Origin of the sequence: Amycolatopsis sp. NPDC051716 (assembly GCF_040681595.1) — a bacterium.
Lineage (GTDB): Bacteria > Actinomycetota > Actinomycetes > Mycobacteriales > Pseudonocardiaceae > Amycolatopsis.
In genome coordinates this window covers 16,306-41,674 of the sequence record NZ_JBFAZA010000033.1, presented here as the reverse complement: position 1 = coordinate 41,674, position 25,369 = coordinate 16,306, and the positions used below count along the sequence as shown (strand labels likewise).

Annotated in this window: 22 protein-coding genes; 11 read left to right on the top strand and 11 right to left on the bottom strand. The window is 71.2% G+C overall.

The window, feature by feature from the left end:
- The first annotated feature begins 337 nt into the window (after window positions 1–337).
- Together AB0M30_RS35285 and AB0M30_RS35280 are read left to right on the top strand one after the other, a co-directional pair.
- Window positions 338–3,082, top strand: a complete 2,745-nt coding sequence (locus AB0M30_RS35285) for a BTAD domain-containing putative transcriptional regulator (protein ID WP_364593059.1) — start codon at window positions 338–340, stop codon at window positions 3,080–3,082.
- 537 nt (window positions 3,083–3,619) lie between these two features.
- Window positions 3,620–4,951, top strand: coding sequence for a hypothetical protein (locus AB0M30_RS35280; RefSeq protein WP_364593056.1), 1,332 nt, complete (start codon window positions 3,620–3,622; stop codon window positions 4,949–4,951).
- Here the strand turns inward: AB0M30_RS35280 and AB0M30_RS35275 are convergent.
- Window positions 4,943–5,530, bottom strand: a complete 588-nt coding sequence (locus AB0M30_RS35275; protein WP_364593053.1) for a hypothetical protein — start codon at window positions 5,528–5,530, stop codon at window positions 4,943–4,945. The two genes, AB0M30_RS35280 and AB0M30_RS35275, sit on opposite strands and share 9 nt — an antisense overlap.
- A 182-nt stretch (window positions 5,531–5,712) precedes the next feature.
- On the opposite strand from AB0M30_RS35275, the gene AB0M30_RS35270 reads away from it, so the two are divergent.
- Complete coding sequence (locus AB0M30_RS35270; RefSeq protein WP_364593050.1) at window positions 5,713–6,861, top strand: hypothetical protein; 1,149 nt, start codon at window positions 5,713–5,715, stop codon at window positions 6,859–6,861.
- A 375-nt stretch (window positions 6,862–7,236) separates the two neighbouring features.
- On the opposite strand, the gene AB0M30_RS35265 is transcribed toward AB0M30_RS35270, so the two are convergent.
- A complete protein-coding gene (locus AB0M30_RS35265; RefSeq protein ID WP_364593047.1) occupies window positions 7,237–7,428 on the bottom strand; it encodes a hypothetical protein in 192 nt (63 codons plus the stop codon).
- Window positions 7,429–7,463: 35 nt separating this feature from the next.
- On the bottom strand, window positions 7,464–7,796 hold the full coding sequence (locus tag AB0M30_RS35260; protein ID WP_364593044.1) for a hypothetical protein: 333 nt from the start codon (window positions 7,794–7,796) through the stop codon (window positions 7,464–7,466).
- Between the two features lie 73 nt (window positions 7,797–7,869).
- On the opposite strand from AB0M30_RS35260, the gene AB0M30_RS35255 reads away from it, so the two are divergent.
- Window positions 7,870–8,631 (top strand): DinB family protein, encoded by a 762-nt coding sequence (locus AB0M30_RS35255; protein ID WP_364593042.1) that lies wholly within the window; start codon window positions 7,870–7,872, stop codon window positions 8,629–8,631.
- Between the two features lie 31 nt (window positions 8,632–8,662).
- Here the strand turns inward: AB0M30_RS35255 and AB0M30_RS35250 are convergent, their stop codons facing one another.
- Both AB0M30_RS35250 and AB0M30_RS35245 read right to left on the bottom strand, forming a co-directional pair.
- Complete coding sequence (locus tag AB0M30_RS35250) at window positions 8,663–9,880, bottom strand: Ig-like domain-containing protein (RefSeq protein WP_364593039.1); 1,218 nt, start codon at window positions 9,878–9,880, stop codon at window positions 8,663–8,665.
- 204 nt (window positions 9,881–10,084) lie between these two features.
- Window positions 10,085–10,909, bottom strand: a complete 825-nt coding sequence (locus AB0M30_RS35245; RefSeq protein WP_364593270.1) for a DUF72 domain-containing protein — start codon at window positions 10,907–10,909, stop codon at window positions 10,085–10,087.
- A gap of 189 nt (window positions 10,910–11,098) precedes the next feature.
- Here AB0M30_RS35245 and AB0M30_RS35240 point away from each other — a divergent pair, with 189 nt between their 5' ends.
- A complete protein-coding gene (locus tag AB0M30_RS35240; RefSeq protein WP_364593036.1) occupies window positions 11,099–11,986 on the top strand; it encodes a TIGR03619 family F420-dependent LLM class oxidoreductase in 888 nt (295 codons plus the stop codon).
- 55 nt (window positions 11,987–12,041) lie between these two features.
- On the opposite strand, the gene AB0M30_RS35235 is transcribed toward AB0M30_RS35240, so the two are convergent.
- The 3 genes from AB0M30_RS35235 to AB0M30_RS35225 form a co-directional block, all read right to left on the bottom strand.
- Window positions 12,042–13,349 (bottom strand): erythromycin esterase family protein, encoded by a 1,308-nt coding sequence (locus tag AB0M30_RS35235; protein ID WP_364593034.1) that lies wholly within the window; start codon window positions 13,347–13,349, stop codon window positions 12,042–12,044.
- A 1-nt stretch (window position 13,350) separates the two neighbouring features.
- Window positions 13,351–14,145: a MerR family transcriptional regulator gene (locus tag AB0M30_RS35230; protein WP_364593031.1), complete on the bottom strand. Its 795-nt coding sequence runs from the start codon at window positions 14,143–14,145 to the stop codon at window positions 13,351–13,353.
- A gap of 77 nt (window positions 14,146–14,222) precedes the next feature.
- Window positions 14,223–14,822 carry a hypothetical protein gene (locus AB0M30_RS35225; protein ID WP_364593028.1) on the bottom strand — a complete coding sequence of 200 codons (600 nt, stop codon included), beginning with the start codon at window positions 14,820–14,822 and terminating at the stop codon, window positions 14,223–14,225.
- Between the two features lie 286 nt (window positions 14,823–15,108).
- On the opposite strand from AB0M30_RS35225, the gene AB0M30_RS35220 reads away from it, so the two are divergent.
- From AB0M30_RS35220 to AB0M30_RS35205, 4 genes are all read left to right on the top strand, one after another.
- A complete protein-coding gene (locus AB0M30_RS35220; RefSeq protein ID WP_364593025.1) occupies window positions 15,109–15,771 on the top strand; it encodes a lytic polysaccharide monooxygenase in 663 nt (220 codons plus the stop codon).
- 205 nt (window positions 15,772–15,976) lie between these two features.
- Window positions 15,977–17,401: a ricin-type beta-trefoil lectin domain protein gene (locus tag AB0M30_RS35215; protein WP_364593022.1), complete on the top strand. Its 1,425-nt coding sequence runs from the start codon at window positions 15,977–15,979 to the stop codon at window positions 17,399–17,401.
- A 170-nt stretch (window positions 17,402–17,571) separates the two neighbouring features.
- Window positions 17,572–18,624 (top strand): glucose 1-dehydrogenase, encoded by a 1,053-nt coding sequence (locus tag AB0M30_RS35210; protein ID WP_364593019.1) that lies wholly within the window; start codon window positions 17,572–17,574, stop codon window positions 18,622–18,624.
- 5 nt (window positions 18,625–18,629) lie between these two features.
- Window positions 18,630–20,432 (top strand): glycoside hydrolase family 15 protein, encoded by a 1,803-nt coding sequence (locus tag AB0M30_RS35205; RefSeq protein ID WP_364593016.1) that lies wholly within the window; start codon window positions 18,630–18,632, stop codon window positions 20,430–20,432.
- A 255-nt stretch (window positions 20,433–20,687) separates the two neighbouring features.
- Here AB0M30_RS35205 and AB0M30_RS35200 read toward each other — a convergent pair whose 3' ends face one another.
- Entirely contained in the window at window positions 20,688–21,239 is a 552-nt protein-coding gene (locus tag AB0M30_RS35200) for a helix-turn-helix domain-containing protein (RefSeq protein ID WP_364593014.1), read from the bottom strand.
- Between the two features lie 83 nt (window positions 21,240–21,322).
- Between AB0M30_RS35200 and AB0M30_RS35195 the strand changes: the two genes are divergently transcribed.
- Window positions 21,323–22,777, top strand: coding sequence for an aldehyde dehydrogenase (locus AB0M30_RS35195; RefSeq protein ID WP_364593011.1), 1,455 nt, complete (start codon window positions 21,323–21,325; stop codon window positions 22,775–22,777).
- Window positions 22,774–24,180, top strand: a complete 1,407-nt coding sequence (locus AB0M30_RS35190; RefSeq protein ID WP_364593008.1) for an MDR family MFS transporter — start codon at window positions 22,774–22,776, stop codon at window positions 24,178–24,180. The genes AB0M30_RS35195 and AB0M30_RS35190 overlap by 4 nt, the downstream gene beginning before the upstream one ends.
- Here AB0M30_RS35190 and AB0M30_RS35185 read toward each other — a convergent pair.
- Both AB0M30_RS35185 and AB0M30_RS35180 read right to left on the bottom strand, forming a co-directional pair.
- Window positions 24,138–24,629, bottom strand: coding sequence for a carboxymuconolactone decarboxylase family protein (locus AB0M30_RS35185; RefSeq protein ID WP_364593005.1), 492 nt, complete (start codon window positions 24,627–24,629; stop codon window positions 24,138–24,140). The two genes, AB0M30_RS35190 and AB0M30_RS35185, sit on opposite strands and share 43 nt — an antisense overlap.
- A 69-nt stretch (window positions 24,630–24,698) precedes the next feature.
- On the bottom strand, window positions 24,699–25,304 hold the full coding sequence (locus AB0M30_RS35180) for a hypothetical protein (protein WP_364593002.1): 606 nt from the start codon (window positions 25,302–25,304) through the stop codon (window positions 24,699–24,701).
- Between the last annotated feature and the right edge of the window lie 65 nt (window positions 25,305–25,369).

The following is a 25,369-nucleotide window of genomic DNA, read 5'->3' as shown; positions in this document are numbered from 1 at the left end:
GCCCGGTGACCAGCACAGCTCGCCGCGAATGAGCGAAGCGGTCAGCTCCTTCTTCGTGACCGCGTCCCGGGCGTCTCGAGGTCCTCGCCGTTGCGGGCCGCACACGTGCATGCGGGGGCCGCGCCCCACGCGCTGGTCTTCGCCACTGCCGATCGGCACCAGTTCGCATCCATCGTCAACGCCTCCCCACGTTGCTACCGGTGATGGAATGCTCGCAGCGACCGCTTCTCGAACGCTGTACACCAGGAGCGGACGCACATAGCGCCGGTTCACCCAAACGGTCCTGTACCCGGCCGCTTTTTCTGGTATGGCCAAACCCGGCTGGTACGGTTCCGGCATGCCGGAGGGTTGCTGGGACATCCAGGTTCTCGGACCGCTGTGGGTGGGTTGGCAAGGCGTCGAAACAGACCTCGGCTCCCCGCAGGCGCGTGCCGTGTTCGCGGTGCTGCTGCTGTCCGCGAATCAACCCGTGACCTGGGAAAGAATCGCCGACGAGCTGTGGGACGAGCACCCGCCGGCCACGGCGAAGACCCAGATCCACGGCCTGATCTCGCGGGTGCGCCGCGCCCTGCCGCGGCCGGTGATCGCCACCCGGCGCTCGGGCTACGTGCTCGAGTTGCCCGCGGAAGCACTGGACGTCGAGCGGTTCACGACGCTCACCGCGACGGCCCGCACGCTGATCGCGGAGGAGCAGCTCGAACAGGGCACCCGGCTGATGAACGAAGCGCTCGGGCTGTGGCGTGGCCCGGCGCTGCCCGATATCCCCGTGCCCTCCGCGCGGGTGGCCGCCGACCGGTGGGACGAGCTGCGGCTGGCCGCGATCGAGGACCGCGTCGAGGCGGACCTGCAGCTGGGCCGCACCCACGGGCTCGTCGACGAGCTGACCGAGGTGATCGCCGCCCATCCGCTGCGGGAACGGCCACGGGCGCAGCTGATGACGGTGCTGGCGCGGTCCGGGCGGATCCCGGAGGCGCTGGAGGTCTACCTGGACCTGCGCCGGACCATGGTCACCGAACTCGGTGTCGAGCCGTCACCGGCGCTGCGCGCCCTGCACGCCGGCGTCCTGCGGGGCGAACCGACGTTGCGGCCTGCGGTCACCGCCCCGCGCGAGGTGAACCGGCCACGGCAGCTGCCGGTGGATCTCGCCGACTTCACCGGCCGAGCCGGCCTGCTGGCCGAGCTGGCGGCCGACCTGCGCACGCCGGACCGGCGCGAGCCGCTGGTGCTGACCATCTCCGGCGTCGGCGGGCTGGGCAAGACGACGTTCGCGGTGCGGCTGGCGCACGAAGTCCGCGACGCGTACCCGGACGGCCAGCTGTTCGCGACGCTGGGGGACGCCGGTGCCGACACGGTGCTCCCCCGGTTCCTGCGCGCGCTGGGCGTCGCGGTCGACATGGTGCCCGCCGACCAGGACGAATGCTCCGCGCTGCTGCGTGACCTGCTCGTCGACAGCAAGGTGCTGATCGTGCTGGACAACGTCCAGCACGAACGCCAGGTCCGACCGCTGCTGCCCGCCGCGCCCGGCTGCGCGGTGCTCGTCACCAGCAGGCAAACGCTCAGCGGGCTGGAGCACGGCAAGCGGGTCCGGCTCGACCTGCTCAGCGATGCGGACGCGGCCAGCCTGCTCAGCACGATCACCGGGGTGCGGCACGGGCCCGACGAGGCACTGCTGGCGCACTGCGGCGGCCTCCCCCTGGCCCTGCGGGTCGCGGGCGCCCTGCTCGCCGAACGCCCCCATTGGAACACCGCGGACCTGGCCGACCGGTTGACGGCCGAGCGGACCCGGCTGGACTGGCTGGCGGTCGGCGACCTCGCCGTCCGCGCCAGCTTCGCGATCAGCTACCGCCAGCTGCCCGCCACGCACCAGACCCTGTTCCGCAGGCTGGGATCGCTGTCCGTGCCGACCTTCGGCGCGTGGCTGGCCGCCGCCGTGCTGGGGATCGACGCGCGCGCGGCCGAGCGGATGCTGGAGGACCTCGTCGGCTGCCACCTCGTGGAGCCCGCCGGCCGGGCGGCGGGCGCGGCCCGCTACCGGCTGCACGACCTGTTGCGGTGCTTCGCGGCCGAGAAGGCCGAGGAGGAACCGGAGGCCGAACGCCGGCAGACCATCACCAGGGCTCTCGGCGGCTGGCTCTCCCTCAGCGAGCAGGCGGCGGCCCGGCTGCCGCGCAGCGTGCTGACCGCGCTGCCCGGCGACGCGACCCGGTGGCCGGCCGACAGCGAGCCGATCACCGACGCCACGGAGTGGTTCGAGGCCGAGCTGCCCGCGCTGCACGCGGCCATCAGGATCGCCGTGGCCGAGGGGATGACCGACCACAGCTGGGAACTGGCCATCATGTGCCAGCAGTACTTCGACCACAGCGGCCGCAACGAGGTGTGGTTCCAGTTCACCACCGAAGCCCTCACGGGGGTGCCCGGCGGCCGCGGCCGGGCCGCGCTGCTGCTCGGGCTCGGGCAGCTGCACATCTACTGGGACCGGTTCCCGGAGGCGTTCGCCGCGCTGCGGGAGTCGTTGGCGATCAGCGAAGAGATCGGTGACGTGCCGGGGATCGCGCGTGCGCTCGGCGGCCTGGCCACCACCTACCGCGTCACCGGCCAAGCCGACGAGGCGCTGGAGTTCAACGCGCGCGCGACCGTGCTGGCGGCCGAGACCGGCGCCCGCCACCTCGAGATCCAGCTCCGCGCGGGCGCGGCGGCGCTGCACCTGGCCGAGGGCAGGCCCGATCGGGCGTGGACGCTGCTGGAAGAAGCGCTGGAACGAGCCATGACGCTGGGCGACGACCACCGCACGGCCGCCGTGCTGACCCGCTGCGGCGAGTTCAACCTCAAGCAGAACGCGCCGGCGAAGGCGTTGCGGCAGCTGACGCGGGCCCTGGAGATCGTGGAAGGCCAGCGCGACCGGCGTTGCACCGCGCGGGTGCGGCTCCAGCTGGGCCGCGCCCACGCGATGCTCGGCGACATCGCGACGGCGACCGACGTGCTGGCCGCCGCCTGCTCGCTGTTCGTCGAACTCGGCGACGGGCAGAACGAGGCCAACTGCGCGTTCGAGCTGGCCCACGCCCATGCTCAGCCATCAAGCTGAGGACCTGACCGACGCCGATCCGCGCTTTCGCAGGACCAGGTCCCGGCCACCATCGCCACCTTCGGAACAATCCCGTTTTCCGCCCACGAAGTGCCATTCTCATTACAAAAACAGTAATGCCGCCAAGGTCGATTCGCGGCGGCTGCCCTCACGGGAGCGAAACGCTGCCCCCACAGACGTTGCGATGAACTTCACCCCCGTGGAACCATCCGAGGTTCGAGCTGAGGTGGGTGCCCTATGCAGATGAGGCAATCCGACCCGAGCATCTCGGCGGTTGATGGACCGGGCAAGAAGCCCCACCATCCGTCGGCACCTCCGGCGCCGGTTGCCGGCGGATGCTTCCGCACCAGCCACCGCGGGAGCGTTACAGCGATACAGACGATCCAGAAGCTGGCCGGCAACGCCGCCGTGGCGAGTTCTCTCGGCCAGGTCAGTGGGCGAGCACGAAGGGTTGACGCCTCTCTTCAGCGACAGCCGGCTCCGGTCGCCGAGCCTGTCCCCGCCGAAGTGCCCGTAGAGGCGGAGACCTTTCGTGGCGTGGAGCCCGCCAACGACAACGCTGTCGAGCAACGCCCGACCGGCACCGGAACAGGTCAGATGGCGCCGGAGACGTTCCGGGCGGTTCGCGGGATCGGACCGGCACCACTGGATCCGCAGCTGTACCGGATATGGCTGGAAGCACGCCGGCGGCGGCTCTCGGCGACGATCGGCGAGCGATGGCGAGCCGTCCATTCCAGCCCACGCGTCTACGTCGACTCATTCCATGAGGGCGGCACACCGGCAAGCGGATTCCTGGGCGAGGAGGAACACGTCCTCACCATGATGAGCAGTGGAATGACGTATTCTGTGCCACGGCAACCATTCTACCTGCTTTCAGCGATGATTTCCGAGCTCGAATATACCTACGGTCATGTCACCACGATCGATGCGTTGGACGACGCCTTCCGGACCTGGCTGGCCGCGCCACTGGTAGTCGGCGTGCGTACCTTCGCCGTCCCTGAAGACCTGGGCACCCGCGGCCTCCTGGTCGTTTCCGATGACAGCCCGGGCAGCCCGGCCCGCCGCCGAACCGCAATAACGGATTGGTTGCGGCGGCGCAGATCAGGCCCTGGCCCGCACCCGATGGGGCCGCCATCACGCCCACCGGTCATCCCGATACCCGGACATCCGGCATCTCAGCCGACCACCACAACCGATCCGAGTCCCCTCCTGGGGCATGCCGCAGCCGGGCCACCCCGGCGGACAGGGCCGCTGGCATCGGCCGACCGGCGGCCGTCCACCGCCGTCCTGCAGGATCTCCGGCGATCACAGCAGTGCCGCCGGTGGGACCTCGGACTCCACCGGCAATGGGTCTCCGAGACACTGCTTCGCAATCTCGACACCCAGGTCCGGCTGTGGCTCGCCGGGCGAGCCGTACCAGGCTCACGAGATATCCGAAGCCGACGCCGCCATCGTGAACAGTTCCGACAAGCAATAGGCAGGCAAACGATGGCTGCGCGACTGGTAGTCGTCGACGCCGCCAACTGCGAGCGCGCAGTCGCTCAAGCCTTCAAGGGCGTCAGCGAACCCCGGCACGCCGAGCACCTCGCTCTTCACCCCATGCTCGACGACTGGGCCGCCAGGGCGGACACCCTGCCACTACGCACCGGCGCCACGCTTTTCGCGGTGGTCAACAGCCCACCTTGTTTTACCCCACGGCACAAGTGCAACGAAATGCTGACCACCTGGGTCGACGACCACCTGATATCAGGAAGGTGGTATTTCCGCAGAGCGGACCTTGACCGGAGCGCGCTGGTGAATCGCGCTCAACCGATCTATGACCGGCTCATGCTGACACAATTCGGCCTGCGAGCTCTCACCTCACCTTGACATCGTCGGCCACGTGGGTCGACGACCGCCGGCGGACACCACGAGCGTGATCGGCCAGCGAACGTCCTCGGTCTCGGCCGACGTTCGTTGGTGCGAAAGGACGTCCAGCTGCTCGGCCGTCAACCGGCCGCCGGTGGCGATGCAGGAGCGCACGAGGGACCGCAGCTCCGGGTTCGCCGCGTCCGGCCGCAAGTCACGCTCCCACAGCTTGAGCGCGTGCAGCGCGGCGCGGCGTGATACGTCCGGGGTCGAGGCGTACCAGTGCCCGCCCATGCTGCCCGGTGGCGGACCGCCGGGTGCGGGCATGCGCCGCCCGAGTCGCTTCCGCGCCACGCGTGCGTCGATGGACGAAGCGACCTCCTCGCGCCACACCGCGCGGCTGGCCTCCAGCGCCTCGAGTGCCCGCAGCAGCGCCGATTCGTGGTGCTGGTACGGCCCGGCCAGCTCACCGAGGAAGCTCAACGTCGCCCGGTGGCCGATCGGGTGGTACAACCCCACACACGAACACAAGGCCGCGACCCGCCGGCCGTGCGCCAGCCGCCCGTCACGCACCCGGCGCGCCCGCTCGGTGAACCCCATCGGCAGACGATACCGAGCACCCTGTCCCTAGTACTTTCGGCCGATGTCCGCACCGCCGAAACCCTCCGAAAGACGTGCGCCATTTCGGGGTTCTTGTCCCGGCGCCGGTTCCGCCGCCAATCACCGCCCTACTGTGGCGGCGATCGGTGATCTTGAAACGGACCAGTAGAGGGGAAACCACCTTGCCCAAGCGGACCGGATTTCTCGGCAACACGCTCGCGGCAGCGGGCACCGCGGCGGCGCTCGTGCTCGCCACGGCCGTTCCCGCCGCCGCCAGCACGCCATCCACCGTCGAGGAGGATGTCGCGCAGCTCTACCAGGACGTCATCGACCTCTACAACGGCCTGCCCAGAGACGCGCTGCGCGGCGTCGACCGGCTCATCGAGTCACCCATCCCGCGAATCGGCCCCCGGACCCAGGCCGCGCAGGACCCGATCCCGGGGTGTACCGAAGGTTCGCTGCTGACCTACGCGAACAAGCTCGCGAAACAGCTCACCCCCCTCGAGGGCAAGGCGCTCGACGCGCTGTCGGGGCTCAGCGAGCTCTACGTCCAGGGCGTCGCGTCCGACAAGACCCCGCAGGTCTTCGGCACCGACGGCCAGTACACCGCGCGCGCCACCGCCACGATCGACAAGCTGCGCGGCTTCTGGGACATCGAAAGCTGGAACATCCAGCTCGTCGCCTGGAAGGGCACCGACCTCGGCAGCCAGGCGAAGATGGCGCAGACCTTCAGCCTCGGGCTCGCGCCGGCGAAGGTGAAGGACGCCGCCGCGCTCGCCACCAAGGTGCTCTACGAAGTGCCGGCCCTGCAGGGCGGCCGCAACCCGCTGATCAGCCTGAACGCGTTCTCCGCCCCGGCCGACAGCCTCGGCGGCAAGCGCGTGGCACTCGGCGACGGCCTGCTCGACACCGTCGACGCTCTCGGGTTCGACGACGTCTCGGTGGAGTCCGTGATCGGCCACGAGTACGGCCACCAAGTCGACTTCGCCCACCAGAACTACCCGCGCAACGAGTCCTCCGAGATGGGTCCCGACGCCTACGGCGGTTACTTCGTCGCGCACGCCAAGGGTTTCGCCTGGAACGCCCGCACCCAGCAGGAAGTCGTCTACCTCGACGCGTCCATCGGTGACTGCTTCCACAGCCACGGCACCCCCGACCAGCGCAAAGCCGCCGGCGCCTGGGGCGAGAAGCAGGCGACGGGCCAGGCCAACCCGAACCGGATCATCCCGTCCGCGACGATGATCGAGAAGTTCCAGAAGGTGTACCCGAAGCTGATGCCGCCGGCGACCGGCCAGGCGGCCGGAGCCGCAGTGGCCGCGGCTCACGGGTGAACCTGGGTTTCCGATGGTGGGCCGTCTCCCTCGCTGCAGGGGGAGACGGCCCGCCGTCGCAAGAACGGCGGCGTCAGTCCCGGCTCGCCGGGAAGTCAGCTGACTGATGTCCGTGTCGAGGAGTGGCGAAGGGCAGTGTGTCGTTGAGCCAGGCTTCGGATTCGTCCAGCGACCAGCCGAGGTCGTCGGGCGGATGAAGTAGGCGGCGTTGCAGAGGTGTAGCCAGAGCACGTCGGTGGCCCGGGAAGCGTCCATGCAGTCTCGGAGCGCGCCCATCGCGGCGAGTCGACCGGCGGTCAGGGACAGCCCGCCGCGAAGGCTGTCGTGCGCGATCCGGAGAACTTCGCGCACGCTCGGCTCCTTCGGGGCGGCGGCTCAGCGAGGCGTCTTCGCTTCGTCACCGGGGTCTGCTCGTTCCAGCTCCGCCGCTTCGGCGACGAACTGGGCCACCGTCTCGCCGGTCAGAGGATCCGACACCTCGACCTCGAGGGCCGCCTCACCGTACTTCTCGATCACGTAGCCGATCGAGCCTTCGAGGGCGCCCTCGGCGGAGAACCGGTCCGTCACGAGTCGCACTCGATCGTGGAGTTCGAATTCTTTGCTCATTTGCCGAATCCGGAGAACGGTGTGTCGAGGGTGGTGTGCTGTCCGCGTCGGTCCCAGTAGTTGAAGAGCACTTCGCCCAAATCGGCCGGGGCCCAGTACTTCAGGTCGGCCGGCCCCATCCCGTCGCTCGCCCGTGGCTCGGCGATCGCCACGACCGGCTCCGCCCGGTCCCGGGTGCACACGATCGACACGCGGTGGCCGCCGTGGTCGAGGACGCCTTGGTGGAAGTTCGGCGTGACACCGTCGGCGATGCGAAACTCCACGATCCGGCCGCCGGTGCGCCGGGCCGCTTCGTGGCACGCGCGGCGGAACTCGCGAAGGTCGGTCACCGTACCCTCGGGTCAGGGGGCAGTTCTCGCCGTTTTCCAGCAAAGGCCGCCGCCGGTCAGCGAGACTGCTTCGATGGTCTCCGAATACGTCCAGAGCGACCGATTCCGTGGTGCCCGCATCCACCTGTGCGACCTCGCGGGTCTCGAGATCCGCGATTGCGAGGTGACCGGCCTGAAGATCGTCGACTGCTACGGCAGCGACGTCTACCTGGGTGGCTACTTCGAGCGCCTCGTCGTCAACGACGTCGACGTGACCGCTTATGTCGAGGCCGAGCTCGACCGACGGCACCCCGCGCGGGTGCTGGCGCGGAACGCGGCTTCGCCCGAGGACTACCGGGCTGCTTGGGACGCCATCGAGGCCGTGTGGAGCGCGACGCTCGACCGGGCGAGGCTGCTGCCCGAAGCCGCACTGCACGAGCGGGTCGACGGCGAATGGTCGTTCGTCGAGACGCAACGGCATCTGCTGTTCGCCTGCGACGCCTGGCTCGGCAACGCCGTGCTCGAGGAGGAAGCGCCCTACCACCCGCTGGGCTTGCCCGCCGGGGGCACGCCGTCCGACGCGGCGGCGAAGCTCGGCCTCACCCTCGGAGCCACCCCGACGCTCGAGGAGGTGCTCGCGCCACGGCTCGCCCGCATGGCGGCGATGCGGCGGGTCGTCGACGGGCTCACCACCGCCGAGCTCGACCGGGTGTGCGGCCGCAAGCCGGCGGACATGTACCCCGAACAGGAATACGTCGTGCGCCGCTGCCTCAAAGTAGTGCTGAAGGAAGAAGCCGAGCACCACCGATACGCGGTGCGCGACCTCGATCGCCGGGGTGGGACGCCTTCAGCGTGAGCGCCGAAGGCGTCCTTCCACCGGGGCGGGCTCAGCTGCGCAGGGCGCTGCCGGCCTGCCACGCCGACCAGCTGATGGCCCAGTCGCCGTGGCCGTTGTTGATGGCCAGCTGCGGGCCGCCCGAGTTGGTGACCTCGACCACGTCGCCGACGTTGAAAGTGTCGAAGAACCACTTGGCGTTCTCGGTGTTCATGTTGAGGCAGCCGTTGGAGACGTTGTCGCTGCCCTGCACGCCGACCGTCTTCAGGTTCTCGTGCAGGTACTCGCCGTCGTTGGAGATCCGGACGTTCCAGTTCTCCGGCGCGCTGTAGTAACCGGGGTCGCCTTCGCACACGCCGTAGGTGCAGGAGTCCATGATCTTGTGGTCCTCCTTCCCCAGCACGGTGTGCGTGCCGTTGAAGGTCGGGGTCGCGCCCCGCGGCGGGGTGTTGGCGGTCTTGCCCATGCTGGTCGGTGCGGTCCGCACCAGCTGGCCGTTGTGGAACGCCTTGATCTGGTGCGTCTTGCCGTCCGCCTTGGCGATCCAGGAGTCGTGCACCTTGTAGGTGGCCGAGACGTCCTGGCCGCCGTACAGGCCGCCCCCGATCGGCGTGCCGAAGGTCGTGGTCTCGAGCTTCACCGTCGAGCCGGCCTTCCAGTAGTCCTTGGGCCGGAAGTGCACCTCGCGCTTGCCGACCCAGTACCAGCCGCCCTCCTGGGCGGGCGAGGACGTCACCTTGAAGGACTTCTCCACCGTGGCCTTGTCGGTGATGTCGTGGTCGAACTTCAGGCCGATGATCAGGCCCACGCCGAAATCACCCGACGCCGACTGGAAGAGCGCCGGCGTCGCGACCCCGGCCGGCTTGACCGTGTGCACTTCCCCGCGCTGTTCGGTCGCCGCGCCCGCCTGGTTCACCGCGGTGGCGACCACCTGGTAGGTGGACGCGTACCGGAGGCGGTCCGAGCTGGTCCAGGTCGTCTTGTCGGCCGAGAGCTCGCCCTTGACGCCGTTGCCGGTCTGCGGGTTCGTCACCGCGACCGCCTGCAACGTGCCGCCCGACGCCTTGACGACGATCGGGTCCTTCGGGCTCAGCTGGTCCCCGCCCTCGAACGCCACTGTCGCGGCCGGTACCCCCGGCACGGTCGGCGTCCCGGCCGGTCCGGCCGCTCCGATCGCTCCGGCCGGTTGCGCAGCCCCCACCGTGCCGGTCTCACCACTACATGCCGCCAGCAGCAGGGCCACCAGGCCGAGTCCGGCGATGCGGATCATTCTCACGAACCTCAAGACGTGCCAGACCAGCCGAAGTTGTGTAACGATCCGATCTCTCGGGAACCGGTTCCGGCCCTGGCGGGCGGCCGCGGACCGCCGGACAGGGAGTCCTCCGGCGGAGGAGTCCGCCGAGGCGGCCACCCGCCACGCCGGCCGTCTCGGCGAGCGGATCGGCAACCCCGAGCCGCGCTTGCCCGCACGGCGTCAGAACAGGGTCGCGGGCTCGACCGGCACCGGCTCGGGCAGCGGCTCGATATCGGGCACCAGCGCGCGCACGTCGTCGTGGAACCGGCGGGCGAGCGCCGGTGCCTCGCTGTTGTCGGGGGTGTGCACGAACACCGTCGGCGACCGGCCCTCGCGCAGCCAGCCCGCGACCACCGCCGTCCACGGCCGCCAGCCCTCGATCGTCTCCTCGGCCGAGTCGCGGCCCAGGTAGCGGACGATCGGCCGGTCGGTCAGGGCCCGCGTCCGCCGTGGCACCCGCGGTTTCTTGGCCCAGGTCTCGCGTTCGGCCTCGGTCACCGGTGGGCGCCCGAAGAAGACCGTGGTGTCGAACGGCACCCACTCGGCGTCCGCGCCGGCGAGCGCCCCCTCCAGCTGCGACGCCGAGCCGGCGTCGGTGAAGAACTCCGGGTGGCGCACCTCCACGGCGCGCCGGCGGCCGGCGGGGAGGCGGCGCAGGAAGCGGCCGAGGGCATCGACGTCCGAGGGGCCGAACGAACCGGGCAGCTGGGTCCACAGGACCGCCCGCTCGCCGAGCGGTTCGATCGCGTCCAGGAACGCCCGCATCTCGGTTTCGACCCCGGCGAACCGGCGCTCGTGCGTGACGAGCTTGGGCAGCTTGACCACGAACCGGAAGCCGGGATCGGTCTGCCGCGCCCAGGTTTCGACGGTGGCCCGGGCGGGAGTCGCGTAGAAGGTGGTGTTGCCTTCGACCGCGTTGCACCAGCCGGCGTAGGCCCGCAGGCGTTCCTTGGCCGGCAGCGACTGCGGCAGGAACCGCCCGGACCACGCTTTGTGGGTCCACATCGCGCAGCCGACGTGAAGGCGTGCCACAGCGTCTGCTCCCTCCCTCGCGGAGGAAACAGTTTGCCAGGCGCCGGGCGGCCGCGGGAACCGGCCGGTGGGCAACCGTGAGAGTACTTGAAGGCGAAACTAGATGCGGGTAGTAGTGGCTTGAGGACCGCATGAGTCCGTCCACTCTTCAGGGGAGAAGCAATGTCACTTGGGTTCAGCCTTCCGGTGTTCGGCAAGGCGGCGGCCACACCGGGCGGGATCGCCCGGTACGCGCGCGAAGCGGAACGGGCCGGCGCGGCCAGTCTCTGGGTCGGCGACCGGCTGCTGTCGCCGGTCACCCCGGTGGTGCCGTACCCGGGCTACGACACCATGCCCGAGGAGTTCCACACCGCACAGGACCCGTTCGCCGCGCTGGCCATCGCCGCGGCGGTGACCGAAACCGCGGTGCTCGGTTCCAGCACCATCAACGCGACGCAGTACCAGCCCGTCAACTTCGCCCGGCTGCTCACCAGCATCGACGTCGCGAGCAACGGCCGGCTGCTCCCGGGGCTGGGCATCGGCTGGTCCCCCGACGAGTACGCGGCCGTCGGCGTGCCGATGTCCGAGCGCGGCAAGCGGCTCGACGACCTGCTCGACCTGCTCGAGACGTGGTGGACGAAGGACACCGTGTCGCACGAAGGTGTCGGCTACCGGGTCGCGGAGTCCGACGTCGCCTTGAAGCCGGTGCGCAAGCCGCCGATCCACCTGGCCGGCTTCGGCGAGAAGTCGCTGCGCCGGGTCGCCGAGCGGGCCGACGGCTGGCTCCCGGTCTGGTCGGTGCCCGAGCAGTCCCCCGCCGAGGTGATCACCTCGACCCTGGCCAAGCTCCGCGCCGACGCCGAGCGGGCCGGCCGTGACCCGCAGGCGCTGGGAGTGGCGCTGCGGGTGAACCCCGACCCCGGCACGGAGGCGGCGGTCATCGCCGAGTCGGTCTCCAAGATCGTCGAACTGGTGGAGCCGGACCACACGTTCGTCGACCTCACCTACCTGACCAGCAGCATCGAGGAACACCTCGACCTCACCGGCCGGCTGCTCGAGCTGACCGCCTGAGGGCTGACCGCCGGCGCGGGAGCCCTCGGACCGAGGGCTCCCGTGCCGTGGTGTTTCACCCTTCGATGAAGGTCTGCCAGGGCGTGATCCGGTCGATGTGCACGACGGCGTCGAACGCCTCCAGGGGGTTCACCAGCTGCTTGTACGGTCCCTGCCGGGTGCTGTCGATCCCGGCGAAGCAGCGGGCCACTTCGCCGTCCGCGGGGACGTTCCGCAGATCGAGCAGGGCGAGCGGCTCGCCGGCGCTCGCGAGCAGGACGTCGAGGCTGCCCGGCTCGGTGAACGGGGCGACGTCCTCGTAGAACACCTCCGTGTGGCCGGGCGGCCCGTCGGGCAGGGGGCGGTGGCCGAACACGCGACCGCCGTTGTACGTGGTCGCGATGACCACCATCCGGTCGCCGAGCGAGCGGGCCAGGTGCTGGCCGAGCATGACCTGCTCTTCGTTGATGATCGGCGGCACGCGGTACGGCCAGCGCTGCAAGTGCCCGTTGGCGGCCCCGACGACGACGCGTTCCTCCCGGTCGAGGATCCATTCGACGTTGGCGGCCATCGCCGCGTCCCGGACGTTGGCGCCCCGGTAGGTGCGCCCCGGCGCGGCGGCCATGGCGGCGAGGAAGGCGTCCGCGGACCGCGCGGTGACCGCGCACTGCAGCGCGATGCCGGCCCGTTCGGCGTCCACAGTGGAATAGGGGACGCGCAGGGCGTGGAGGCGTTCGGTCAGCTCGCCGATCCGGGCGGTCAGCTCGTGGCGGTGCGCGGCGCCGAGCGCCAGGTAGGCGTGGATCGCGGGCGCGGCCCAGGCCAGCCCGGTCCGGTCGGCGGGCAGGTAGCCGAACAGCGGCAGCAGGTCTTTGCGGGCCGCGGCGGCGTACGCCGGATCCGCCTCGTCCAGGAACGCCAAGGCGGCCACCACCCCCGGCAACGCGGACGCGCTGGAGTCCGGCAGGTCCATGCCGTAGAAGCGGATCTTGCGGTCGTGGGTGCGGTTGTGCTCGCGCATCCAGACCAGGTGATCGCGCATCTCCGCGCACTTGCCCATGTGGTAGGTGATCCCGGTGTGCAGGAGCGCGTCCAGGTCATCGTCGCCGCCGAGCACCCAGTCGTGGACCGCCCAGCCCTCCGGGAAGCCGGACTCCATCGCGAAGCCGGTGAACCCCATTTCCTCGGCGAGGAACCGGGTCACCAGGTGGCGCAGCCGGGAGAACTCGTGCACCCGGTGCGTGCTCTCGCCGACGGCCACGACACGAGCGTCGCCGACGATGTCCCGCAGCGGTTCGAGTTCGCGGTGGGCGGTGTCGTCCGGCTCGAGCGTCCGCAGGCGGACGAGGTTCTCCCGGAGCCAGCCGGAGATGTCGATGTCCATTTCACTCGTCCTCGTCCTCGCGAATGCTTTCGCCCGCGGCGCGGGCCTTGCGCAGGTAGTCGACGACCTCGGCGGCGCCACCCGGCCCGGACCAGCCGAGGCGCTCGTCGAGTTCCCCGCCCAGCCCGGCCCGGTTTTCCTCCCACAGCGCCGTGGTCGCCGCCTCGAACGGCGGACCGCCGGGGTGGAACGCGGCCGCGATCTCCCGCCAGCGGGCGGCCAGCGCCCGCACCGCCGGGTCGTCGACGGGGGTCCCGGCGAGCAGGTGCCGCCGGAGCTCGGCGAACAGGCCGAGCCACTCGGTCTTCAGGGTCTCGACCGTCCCGCCGCCGAGCTCCGCGGCCCGTTCGGTGATCGTCGTGAGCCGGCCGCCGGAGAGGTACCGGCCGGCGTCGACGGACATCGGCTCCAGGGTGGCGAGGAACTGCTCCGGCTCCGGCATGGCCGCCTCCGCCAGCCGGGCGAGCAAGCCCCGCAGCCGCTGGGCCGACTCCTCGATGCGCGCGGCCCGGGCCTCCAGGCCGGCGAGCTGAGCGGTCAGCAGGTCGCGCAGGGAGCCGAGGTCGTCTCCGGCGTTCCGGAGCACGGCGGCGACCTCGTCCAGGGAAAGCCCCAGCCCGCACAGGGTCCGGACGCGGTAGAGCCGGCGCACGTCGGCCTCGGTGTACCGCCGGTGCCCGGCCGGCGTCCGTTCGCCCGGCGACACCAGGCCGATGCGGTCGTAGTGGTGCAACGTGCGCACCGTGACCCCACCGGCCTTGGCCAGCTCACCGATGCTCCACCTGCGTTCGCTCACCCCCCGACCGTAGAACCTGACGCGACGTCAGGGGCAAGCCCGGACTTCGCCGGTCAGTCCCCCGGCTCGCCGGGCCGTCAGCCCACCGCGGTGCCGGCCGGGTCCGAAGTGGACCGCGGTACGTCGCCGCGCCGCAGGAGCGGGGCGAAGGCGACGAGCAGCAGCGCAGCGCCCAGCGGGATGAAGTCCTTGTCGAGCAGCGGCAGGATGATCTCGGCGAGCACCAGTACCGGCGCCCACGGCTTCACCTGCCGTCCGACGGCCAGCAGCGTGACCAAGGCGAGCTGGCCGGCGAAGAACAGCAGCGGCCCGTAGCTGTAGAACACCGCGTCGACGCCCGGCACGTCCTGGATCCGGGCGAAGTACGCGTCCATTCCGGCGCGGTCGGCGGACCGGAACCCGGCCACGAGGTCGATGCCGAACTGGCCGCCCACGGCCAGCTCGCCGGCGATCCCGGCGGCGAACCCGGCGGTGGCGAGACGGGTCCGGCCCGCCATCGCCCACATGGTCCGGAAGGCCAGTGCGAAGAATCCCAGCCCCACGAGGAAAACCAGGTGACCGGCGGTCCACGCGAGCCCCGGGCCGCGGCTGCCGTCCAAGCCGTCCAGGATCCTGATGACGCCGTAGAGGCCCAGGCAAAGCGGGGCGATGAGGAACGCGAGAGCGGAAGAACGCATGCGGCAAAGTCTCTTCGCGCCGGTCGCACGCGGGCAATCGGGGAACTCCCCGAGGTGCCCCCGGGCTCCGGGTCAGGGTCACCGCCGGGAACGATTCAGCTACAAACTCCGAAAGTTTCGGCGGGAAATCCGTTCTTTTCGAAAGAGGAACCGGTGGGGAATAACCGCGATTCCGCTCCGGCGTTTGGTTGAAGTTTGTCCGGATCGGGGATAAGCTGCTGCCACCCTGGGAGCGCTCCCACAATGAACCACCACCGCTCGATCATCCGAGAATGGAGGCTCATCCATGCGTAGGCGCAACTTCTCCGGGTCCGGCACCGGACGACGGGGCCTGATCGCCCTGGTCCTCGCCGGGCTGGCCGGCCTGTTCGTCGGGGTGCCCGCCGCCTCGGCGCACGGGACCATCGTCAGTCCCGCCACCCGGGCTTACCAGTGCTGGAAAGACTGGGGCAGCCAGCACACCAACCCCGCCATGCAGCAGCAGGATCCCATGTGCTGGGCGGCTTTCCAGGCCAACGCCGACACCATGTGGAACTGGATGAGCGCCCTGCGGGACGGGCTGCACGGCAACTTCCAGGGAGCGACGCCCGACGGGCAGCTGTGCAGCAACGGCTTGGCGCGCAACAACTCCCTGAACACCCCCGGCCAGTGGCGCACCACCAGCCTCGGCAGCACCTTCTCGATGCACCTGTACGACCAGGCCAGCCACGGCGCCGACTTCATCCGGGTCTACGTCAGCAAGAACGGCTACGACCCCACCACCCAGCGCCTCGGCTGGGGCAACCTCGACCAGGTCACGCAGACCGGCCGCTACGCCCCGGCGAAGGACATCACCTTCACCGTCCAGACCACCGGCGGTTATCGCGGACACCACGTCGTCTTCACGATCTGGCAGGCTTCACACCAGGACCAGACGTACATGTGGTGCAGTGACGTCGACTTCGGCTGAGCACAGTGCGTCGTGCCGCATTGAACAGGAGCGTCCTGTTCAATGCGGCACGACGGTGTTCTTTTCTGACCGATCCTGAGCGTTTCGCTTCGGAACCCTGGCCGCTTGCCGGGGCCGGGTGTTAACCAGTGTCTCGACCATTTGCCGCTGCGCAGGATCCGGGAGGAACGAGCCGATGAGACCGACCCACTCCGTGCTTCGCAGGATGCTGTCCACGGCAGTCCGGCTGTTGGCGGTGTCCGCGCTGGCCGGCGGGCTGGTGACCGCCGTCCCGGCGCAGGCCCAGGCGTCGACGGCCGGGCTCAAGGGCGTCAACTGGGCCGACGCGCGGGACAACTTCGTCAACGGCGTGCTGTACGTCTCCGGGCTCGGTGCCTCGGACACGTACTCCTCGGCCGCCGCCACGGCGAACCAGGTCGTCGGGCAGCTGTACTCCATCACCGGGGGCGGCACCGTCCGGATGCCGATCAACGAACCGACGGTCTCCGGCTACTGGGGCACCTACACCGGGGCGATCGACACCGCGCTCACCAAGGGCAAGGTGATCCTGGCGTACTGGGCCTACACCGGCGGCAAGCCGACGGACACGGGCCGGTTCCAGCAGATGTGGGACACGGTCGTCGCCAAGTACGGCAGCAACCCGAACGCCTACTTCGAGGTCATCAACGAGCCGTACGCCTACAGCGCGGGCGACCTGAACAACTTCTACACCGCCTGGCTGAACCGGTACCCAAGCGTGCCGCGCGACCGGGTGATCCTCGACGGCGCCGGCCTGGCCCAGAACGTGCCCGCGGTCGGCGGCGACCGGCGGCTCGACGGGACGCTGCTGGCGGCCCACGACTACTCGTTCTTCGCCGGCTACGAAAGCGAAACCGAGTGGGCCGACCACATCGGCGGCTACATCGGCGGGTACGCGGACCGGACCGTCGTCACCGAATGGGGCGGCCCGATGTCGCCGGGCAGCAAGAACGGCGTGCACTACGACTCCCTCGACTACAGCATCCCGAGCGGATCGTTCTTCGCCGACTACATCCGCGGCGTCAGCGCGAAACTGCGGAGCCTGGGCGTGGGCAGCGTGTACTGGCCGGGCCTGCGCGACGGCGACTGGTACAGCATGACGACCAAGGCGGGCACCGGCGCGGGCACCAAGCTGACGCTGTCGAACCCCAGCGGGCTGACCCGGCTGAAGTACGCGTGGGGCCTGGGCGACGGAGGCGGCACGTACGTCCGGATCGTCAACGCCGCCACCGGGCTGTACGTCGACGGGCTGGGCCGCACCGCCAGCGGCTCGGGCACCGGCCAGGCGAGCGGCGACCCCGGCCGCTACGACCAGCAGTGGGTCATCGAGAACGCCGGCAACCGCGTGCGCATCAAGAACCGCGCCACCGGCCTCTACCTGGACGGCGCGGGCCGCACCACGAACGGCGCCGTCGTGAGCCAGTACGCCGCGAGCAGCAGCGGCAACCAGCTGTGGTCGGTGGTGACCGACGCGAACAACGTCCGCATTCGGAACAACAGCACCGGGGAATACCTCGACGGCATGGGCCGCACCGGCAGCGGCACCGATCTCGGTCAATACGGTGACAGCAGCAGCACCAACCAGCGGTGGCGCATCGTCGCCGCCGGCTGAGCCCGCCACCCGGACGGGGCCGGTGTTCCGGTCCCGTCCGGGCTTTCCGCCCCGCGACGTCGCATTTGCCCGCTCATCACCGCCCGCCGGCATGTTTTGCGGAGCGCACGGGCGTCAAACCGTGATCGAGCGGTTCGGACGGCCATGCCGCCGCGGGAAGGAGCGGGAAGATGCGAGCACTGACCGTGGTGCCGGAACAGCGGGGGTCTCTGCGGGTCGGCACGGTGCCCGAGCCACATCCGGCGCCGGGCGAGCTGCTCGTGCGGGGTCTCGCGCTCGGCGTGTGCGGCACGGACAAGGAGATCGCCCGCGGCGAGTACGGCTGGGCACCACCCGGCCGGGACCGGCTGGTGCTGGGGCACGAGTCACTCGGTCAGGTGATCACTCCGGCCGCCGGCTTCGCCGAGGGCGACCTCGTCGTCGGGGTCGTCCGGCGGCCCGACCCGGTGCCTTGCGGCGCGTGCGCGGCCGGGGAGTTCGACATGTGCCGCAACGGCCGCTACACCGAGCGCGGCATCAAGGAGCTCGACGGCTACGGCAGCGAGCGGTGGACCGTCGAGGCGGACTACGCGGTCCGCCTCGACCCCCGCCTGCGGAACGTCGGCATGCTGCTGGAGCCCACGACGGTCGTCGCGAAGGCGTGGGAGCAGATCCAGCGCGTCGGGGAACGCGCCTGGTTCGAGCCGCGGCGGGTGCTGGTCACCGGCGCGGGCCCGATCGGGCTGCTCGCCGCGTTGCTGGGCGTGCAGCGCGGCCTCGACGTCCACGTCCTCGACCGCGTCACCGACGGCCCCAAACCCCGGCTCGTCGAGGCGCTCGGCGCGACCTACCACCACGACCCGGTCGAAAAGGTGCTGCCGTCGCTCGAGCCGGACATCGTCCTCGAGGCCACCGGCGTCGGCTCCCTGGTGTTCGACGCGATGGCGGGCACCGGCGCGTACGGCATCGTCTGCCTCACCGGTGTCTCCCCCACCGGCCGGAGCATCACCGTGGACGCCGGGACCGTCAACCGCGAGCTCGTCCTCGAAAACGACGTCGTCATCGGCTCGGTCAACGCCAACCTCCGCCACTACCGGGCCGCCGCCGGCGCGCTCGGCCGCGCGGACCTGGACTGGCTGGACGGGCTCGTCACCCGGCGGGTGCCCCTGGCCCGGGCGGCCGACGCCTTCGAAGCGAACGACGACGACGTCAAGGTCGTCATCGACCTCGACGGCGAGCGCTGATCGCCGTGGCCCCGATCGAGGACTACGCCCTGCTGGGCGATCTGCACACGGCGGCGCTGCTCTCGCGCGACGGCGCGATCGACTGGCTGTGCCTCCCGCGCTTCGACTCGCCCGCCTGCTTCGCCGCGCTCCTGCACGACGAGCACGCCGGCACCTGGCGGCTCGCCCCGGCGGGCGGCGGCCCCGCGACCCGGCGTTCGTACCGCGGCGACTCGCTGATCATGACGTCCGAGTGGGACACCCCCGACGGCACGGTCCGCGTCCTGGACTTCATGCCGCCGCGCGGGGAAGCCGCGGACGTCGTCCGGATCGTCGAAGGCGTGACCGGCCGGGTCCCGATGCGCATGCTGCTGCGGCTGCGGCTCGACTACGGTTCCGTCACCCCCTGGGTGCGGACCGAGGACGGCGAGTTCGTCGCGGTCGCCGGGCCCGACGCGATCCGGGTCCGCACCCCGGTGCCGCTGCACGGCGAGGACCTGGCCACGCACGCCGAGTTCACCGTGGCCGCCGGGGAGCGCGTCCCGTTCGTCCTCACCCACCACGCCTCCTACCGGCCACGCCCGCGGTCCGCCGACGCCGAAACCGCACTCGCCGGCACGGAACGCTTCTGGGCGGACTGGATCGGGAACTGCCGGTACGCGGGGCAGTGGCCGGACGCGGTCCGGCGCGCGCTGATCACCCTCAAGGCCCTCACCTACGCCCCGACCGGCGGCATCGTCGCCGCCGCGACGACGTCGCTGCCGGAACAGCTCGGCGGGTCGCGCAACTGGGACTACCGCTACTGCTGGCTGCGCGACTCGACCTTCACCCTGCAGGCCCTGATCGGCACCGGCTACCACGACGAAGCCCGGGCGTGGCGGGAATGGCTCGTCCGCGCGGTCGCCGGCGATCCCGCCGACCTGCAGATCATGTACGGCCTCGACGGCACCCGCCGGCTGCCGGAGTCGACGCTGGACTGGCTGCCGGGCTACGAAGGCGCCTCCCCGGTCCGGGTCGGCAACGCCGCGGCGGACCAGTTCCAGCTCGACGTCTGGGGCGAGGTCCTCGACGGGCTCCACCTGGTCCGTGAAGCCGGGCTCCCGACGTCCCACCCGGCCTGGGACCTGCAGCGGGGGCTGCTCGACTTCCTCGAAGGCCACTGGGACCAGCCGGACAACAGTCTCTGGGAGGTCCGCGGGCCGCGCCGGCACTTCGTCCACTCGAAGGTGCTGGCCTGGGCCGGCGTCGACCGGGCGGTGCACACGGTGCGGGCCCACGGCCTCGACGGCCCGATCGACCGCTGGCGGGCCCTCCGGGAGAAGATCCACCAGGACGTCTGCGCCCACGGCTACGACGCCGACCGGAACACGTTCACGCAGTTCTACGGCTCCCGCGGCCTGGACGCGGCCCTGCTGCTCATCCCCCGCGTCGGCTTCCTGCCGGCCGAGGACCCCCGGGTCCGCGGAACGGTGGACGCGGTCCGGGCCGAACTCGCCCACGGCGGATTCGTCCGGCGCTACGACCCCGACGCGGACGGCGGCGTCGACGGACTGCCCGGCGGCGACGGCAGCTTCCTGGCGTGCAGCTTCTGGCTCGCCGACGCCCTCCACGCGACCGGCCGCACGAGCGAGGCCCGCGGGCTGTTCGAGCAGCTGCTGGGGCTGCGCAACGACGTCGGCCTGCTGTCGGAGGAGTACGACACCGACGCGGGGCGGCAGGTGGGGAACACCCCGCAGGCGTTCAGCATGGTCGGGCTGGTCAACACGGCCCGGCACCTTTCGGGATCGGAGACCGGCACCAACGCCCCGGGCGAGATCCAGCGCGCCTAGAGGCCGGCCCGCGTACTTGGAACGTCGGCCGGCGTACTTGGAGAGTCGGCCCGCGTACTTGGAGAGTCGGCCCGCGCACCTAGGAGGTCGGCCCGCGCACCTGGAGCGTCGGCGCGTGCGGATCGGTGGCCGACGGCTCCGGTACGCGAACCGACCCTCCGGGTACGCCGGCCGACCGCTCCGGTACGCGAACCGACCCTCCGGGTACGCCGGCCGACCGTCCGGGTACGCGGGCCGACCCGCGGCCGGGCGCTCCTAGCCCGCGTCGCCCGTGCCGAAGGCGCGCAGGAACGTGTCGACGATGACGTTCGCGGCCTGGACGTCGTTCAGGACCGACAGGTCCTTTGTGGACAGCCGCACCAGTGCCCCCAGGACGCTGCCGGGCCAGCGGGGCGGCAGCCCCGCCCGCAGGAAGCCCTCGTAGGTGGCCCGCTTGAGAAACCGGTCGACCTCCTCGACCGCGCGCTGGCGGCGGGCCCAGATCTCCGGGTCCGAGCGCATCCGGCTCACCTCGGTCGGCCAGGTGCGGTTGACCCTGACGATCCCCTGGACGTACTGGTCCAGCGCGTCCGGCACCGGCGCCTCCCGGAGCCGGGCGGCCTCGATCGCCGCTTCGATCGCATCCAGGCGCGCTTGGTAGACCGCGGACAAGAGCTCCTCCCGGCTCGGGAACCGGCGGTAGACGGTCCGGCGGTCGAGGCCGGCCTCGGCCGCGATCGCCGCGATGCTCGTGGCCGGGTCTTCGGCGAGCATGCGGGCGCCCGTGGTCAGCAGAAGTTCGAGGTTGCGCGCGGCGTCGGCTCTCACTCTTCCACCCTAGCAGTAACTGCCACACTGCTGAGGCAGTTAAGTGCTACACTGATGTGACAGATCAGCCTAGGGAGGCAGCAGTGATCACCTACGAGGACCTCTTCATCGGCGGCACGTGGACCGCGCCGAGCAGCACCGAGCTGGTGGACATCCGGTCCCCGCACGACAACTCGGTCATCGGCCGCGCCGCGCAGGCGCTGCCCGCCGACGTCGATCGAGCCGTCGCGGCCGCCCGGAAGGCCTTCGACGACGGCCCGTGGCCGCGCACCTCGCCCGCGGAGCGGATCGCCGTCGTCCGCGAGCTAGCCGCTCTGCGCGAGAAGCGCGCCGACGAGGTCGCGGCGCTCATCTCCGCGGAGAACGGTTCCGCACTCTGGTTCACCAAGGCCGGCCAGCCCGGCCTGACCCGGCAGGCCAACGCCTACCTGAAGGCGGCCGAGGAGTTCAGCTGGGAGGAGACCCTGGCGCCGTCGGATCCCGCCGCGCCGTTCCGGTCGGTCGTGCGCCGGGAGGCGATCGGCGTGGTCGCCGCGATCATCCCGTGGAACTCGCCGTTCTCCTCGGCGTCCGCCAAGATCATCCCCGCGCTGCTCGCCGGCAACACCGTCGTCCTCAAGGTTTCGCCCGAGAACACGCTGAGCATGAACCTCCTCGCGGAGCTGCTCGCGGAGGCCGGCCTGCCCAAGGGCGTCATCAGCGTCCTGCCCGCCGACCGCGAGACCAGTGAGTACCTGGTCAGGCACCCCGACGTGGACAAGATCGCCTTCACCGGCTCCACCCGCGCCGGACGCCGCATCGCGTCGCTGGCCGGGGAACAGCTCAAGCGGGTCAGCCTGGAACTGGGCGGCAAATCGGCCGCGATCATCCTGCCCGACGCCGACCTCGGCGCGGCGGTCCAGGGCCTGAAGTTCGGCTCCCTGCTCAACAACGGCGAATCGTGCATCGCGCAGACGCGCATCCTCGCGCCGCGCAGCCGCTACGAAGAGGTGGTCGCCGGGCTGAAGGACCTGATCGAGTCCCTGGGCGTCGGCGACCCGGCCGACGACGGCACGTTCATCGGCCCGATGATCCGCCGCGACCAGCAGCAGCGCGTCCTCGACTACATCCGCCTCGGCGTCGAAGAAGGCGCGCGGCTCGTCACCGGCGGCCCGGACGTGCCGCCGGGGCTGGAAGCGGGCAACTACGTCACGCCGACGCTCTTCGCCGACGTCGACAACGCGATGCGGATCGCCCAGGAAGAGATCTTCGGCCCGGTCCTGGTCGTCATCGCCTACGACGACGAGGACGACGCCGTCCGCATCGCCAACGACTCCGAGTACGCCCTGTCCGGCGGCGTGTGGTCGGCCGACCCGGCGCACGCGCTCGCCGTCGCCCGCCGCGTGCGGACCGGCACGGTCACGATCAACGGCGCGCCGATCGGCTTCGACGGCCCGTTCGGCGGGTTCAAGGCCAGCGGTCTCGGCCGCGAGTACGGCGCCGCCGGGCTCGGCACCTACACCGAATACAAGACCATCACCGTTCCGGAAGCGAAATGAGCATCGACACCCCCGCCAGACCCGCGGTGCGGCCGGCGATGACGGCGCTGATCCTCGCCGTCCTGCTGGCCGCGCTGGACCAGACCATCGTCGCCACCGCGCTGCCCCGGATCGCCCGCGACCTCGGCGGGTTCCGGGACATCGCCTGGATCACCGCGTCCTACCTGCTCGCGTCGACCGCCGCGACCCCGCTCTGGGGCAAGCTCGGCGACATGCTGGGGCGCAAGCGCCTCTACCTCGTCGCCACGACGGCGTTCCTGCTCGCCTCCGCGCTGTGCGGCCTCGCCCAGGACCTGCCCCAGCTGATCGCCGCCCGCGCCCTGCAGGGCCTGGCCGGCGGCGGCATGATCGTCCTGACCTTCGCGCTGGTCGGCGACATCGCCGCGCCGGCCGACCGCGGGCGCTACCAGGGCTGGTTCGGCTCGGTCTACGGCGTCGCCAGCATCGCCGGCCCGCTGCTCGGCGGCCTGTTCACCGATCACCTCTCGTGGCGGTGGGCGTTCCTGGTCAACGTCCCGGTCGGGCTGGTGGCCGTGGTGCTCGCGGCGCGGGCTCTGCCGGCCACGGTCCGCAGGCCCTCCGCCCGCATCGACTACGCCGGCGCGCTGCTGCTGGCCGGCGCGGCCACCGCGCTGGTCCTGATCACCTCCTTCGGCCCGCGGTGGGGCTGGACGTCGCCGGGCACGCTGGCGCTCGCGACCGCCGCGATCGTCCTCATCGGACTGGTGGTCCCGGTCGAGCGCCGCGCCGCCGCACCGGTGCTGCCGCCGGCGATGTTCGCCTCGCGCACGGTCGTGCTGGCCGCGCTCGTCGGGTTCATCGCCAACGTCGCGATGTTCAGCGTGCTGGTCTACCTGCCGACGTACCTGCAGGTCGTCGACGGCGTCTCGGCGACGCTCTCCGGGGTGCACCTGCTGCCGCTGGTGCTCGGGCTGGTCGTCAGCCAGTCGCTGGCCGGGCGGTGGGTCGCGAACCCGGCGCGCGTGCGGGTCGTCCTGGTGACCGGCATGGCGCTGAACGTCGCCGGGCTGCTCCTGCTGAGCACCCTGACGCCCGGCACCACGCCGCTCGCGCTGATCGGGTACTTCGCCGTCACCGGCGTCGGGATCGGGATGGTCCCGATGGTCGCGCTGACGGCGGCGCAGAACGCGGTGCCCGCCGCCGACATCGGGGCCGCGAGCGCGGTGGTCACCTTCGCCCGGTCGATCGGCGCCGCGTTCGGGGTCGCCGTCTTCGGCACCCTGCTCGGCGAGGACGTGGCCGGGCACATCGGCGGGGCCTTCCTCGCGATCACCCCGCTGGTCGTGCTCGGCACCGTCCTCGCCACGCTGTTGAAGCGTGCTTCGCGGCCGCCGTCGGCTCAGCCGCGTTCGGCAGCGGCGGCGAGCATCCCGGCGTCGTAGGACCCGCCCTTCTGGTGCACGATCACGGCGAGCCGGTTGGCGGCGTTGATCAAGGCGACCAGTGCGACCAGCGCGGCGACCTGCTCGTCGTCGTAGTGCTCGCGCACCCGGGCCCAGGTCTCGTCGGACACGCCTTGGGCGGCGTCGGCGAGCCGGGTGCCCTCCTCGGCCAGCGCGAGCGCGGCCCGCTCGGCTTCGGTGAAGACCGTCGACTCCCGCCAGGCGGCGACGAGCGCGAGCCGGACCGCCGACTCCCCGGCCGCGGCGGCTTCCTTGGCGTGCATGTCGAGGCACCAGCCGCACCCGTTGATCTGGCTGGCCCGCAGGCTGACCAGCTCCCGGGTGAGCTTCGGCAGCGGCGACTGGTCGACGACCTGGCCGAGGCCGGCGAACCGCTTCACCAGCCGGGAGCCGGTTTCGGTGGTGAACAGGTCGAGGCGGGGTTCCATGGGTTCGTCCTCCGGTGTCGTGGGTTGGGAACGACCTCGAGACACCGGTGGGGCGAAGCTTGTGACACCTCAGTCCTCCGGGTCGGCCACCTGGAGCTCGACGCGGTGCCGGAGGTAGTCGTCGGGGTGGGTCCGCGCGAGGTGCACCGCCTCGGCGACCAGCGGGCGCAGTTCGGCGGGGTGGTGGGCCGGGTCGAGGGTGAGCCCGGGCAGGACGCACCGGCGGACGTCGAGGTCGTCGTTGGCCACGAACTCGCGCAGGGCGGCGCGGTTCCAGCGGTCCTGGACGTCGTCGAGCCGCTCGAGCGTGGCCCAGTACCAGGCGCGGGCCGCCCCGGCGCGTTCCGGGTTCGTGCCGGTCGTGAGGACTTCGAGGAAGGCTTCCTGGGTCCGGCGCACACCGAACGCCCGGCGGAGCGGCTCGACGAATTGCCGGTTGAGGCTGGGGTCCGGGTCGTGGACCGCGGCGCGCACGAGCGCGTCGAAGAACGGCTCCGGGAGATCGGGGCAGTCGGCGTGCCGGTAGCCCAGCGCGCCACGCAGGACGACGCGCTGGTCCTCCTCGTGCTCGCCGGCCTCAGCCGTCCGGTCGGGGAGGTGCACGCGGCACAGCTCGAGCAACTCGGTCAGGCAGCGCGGGAAGCCGTCGCTCGCGGCTCGGTCCGGCAGGGGCATCAGGTTCATCGTGTCCTGTCCGTCGCCCCGGCCGGCCTTCTCGTTACCGGACGTATCACCGCTCC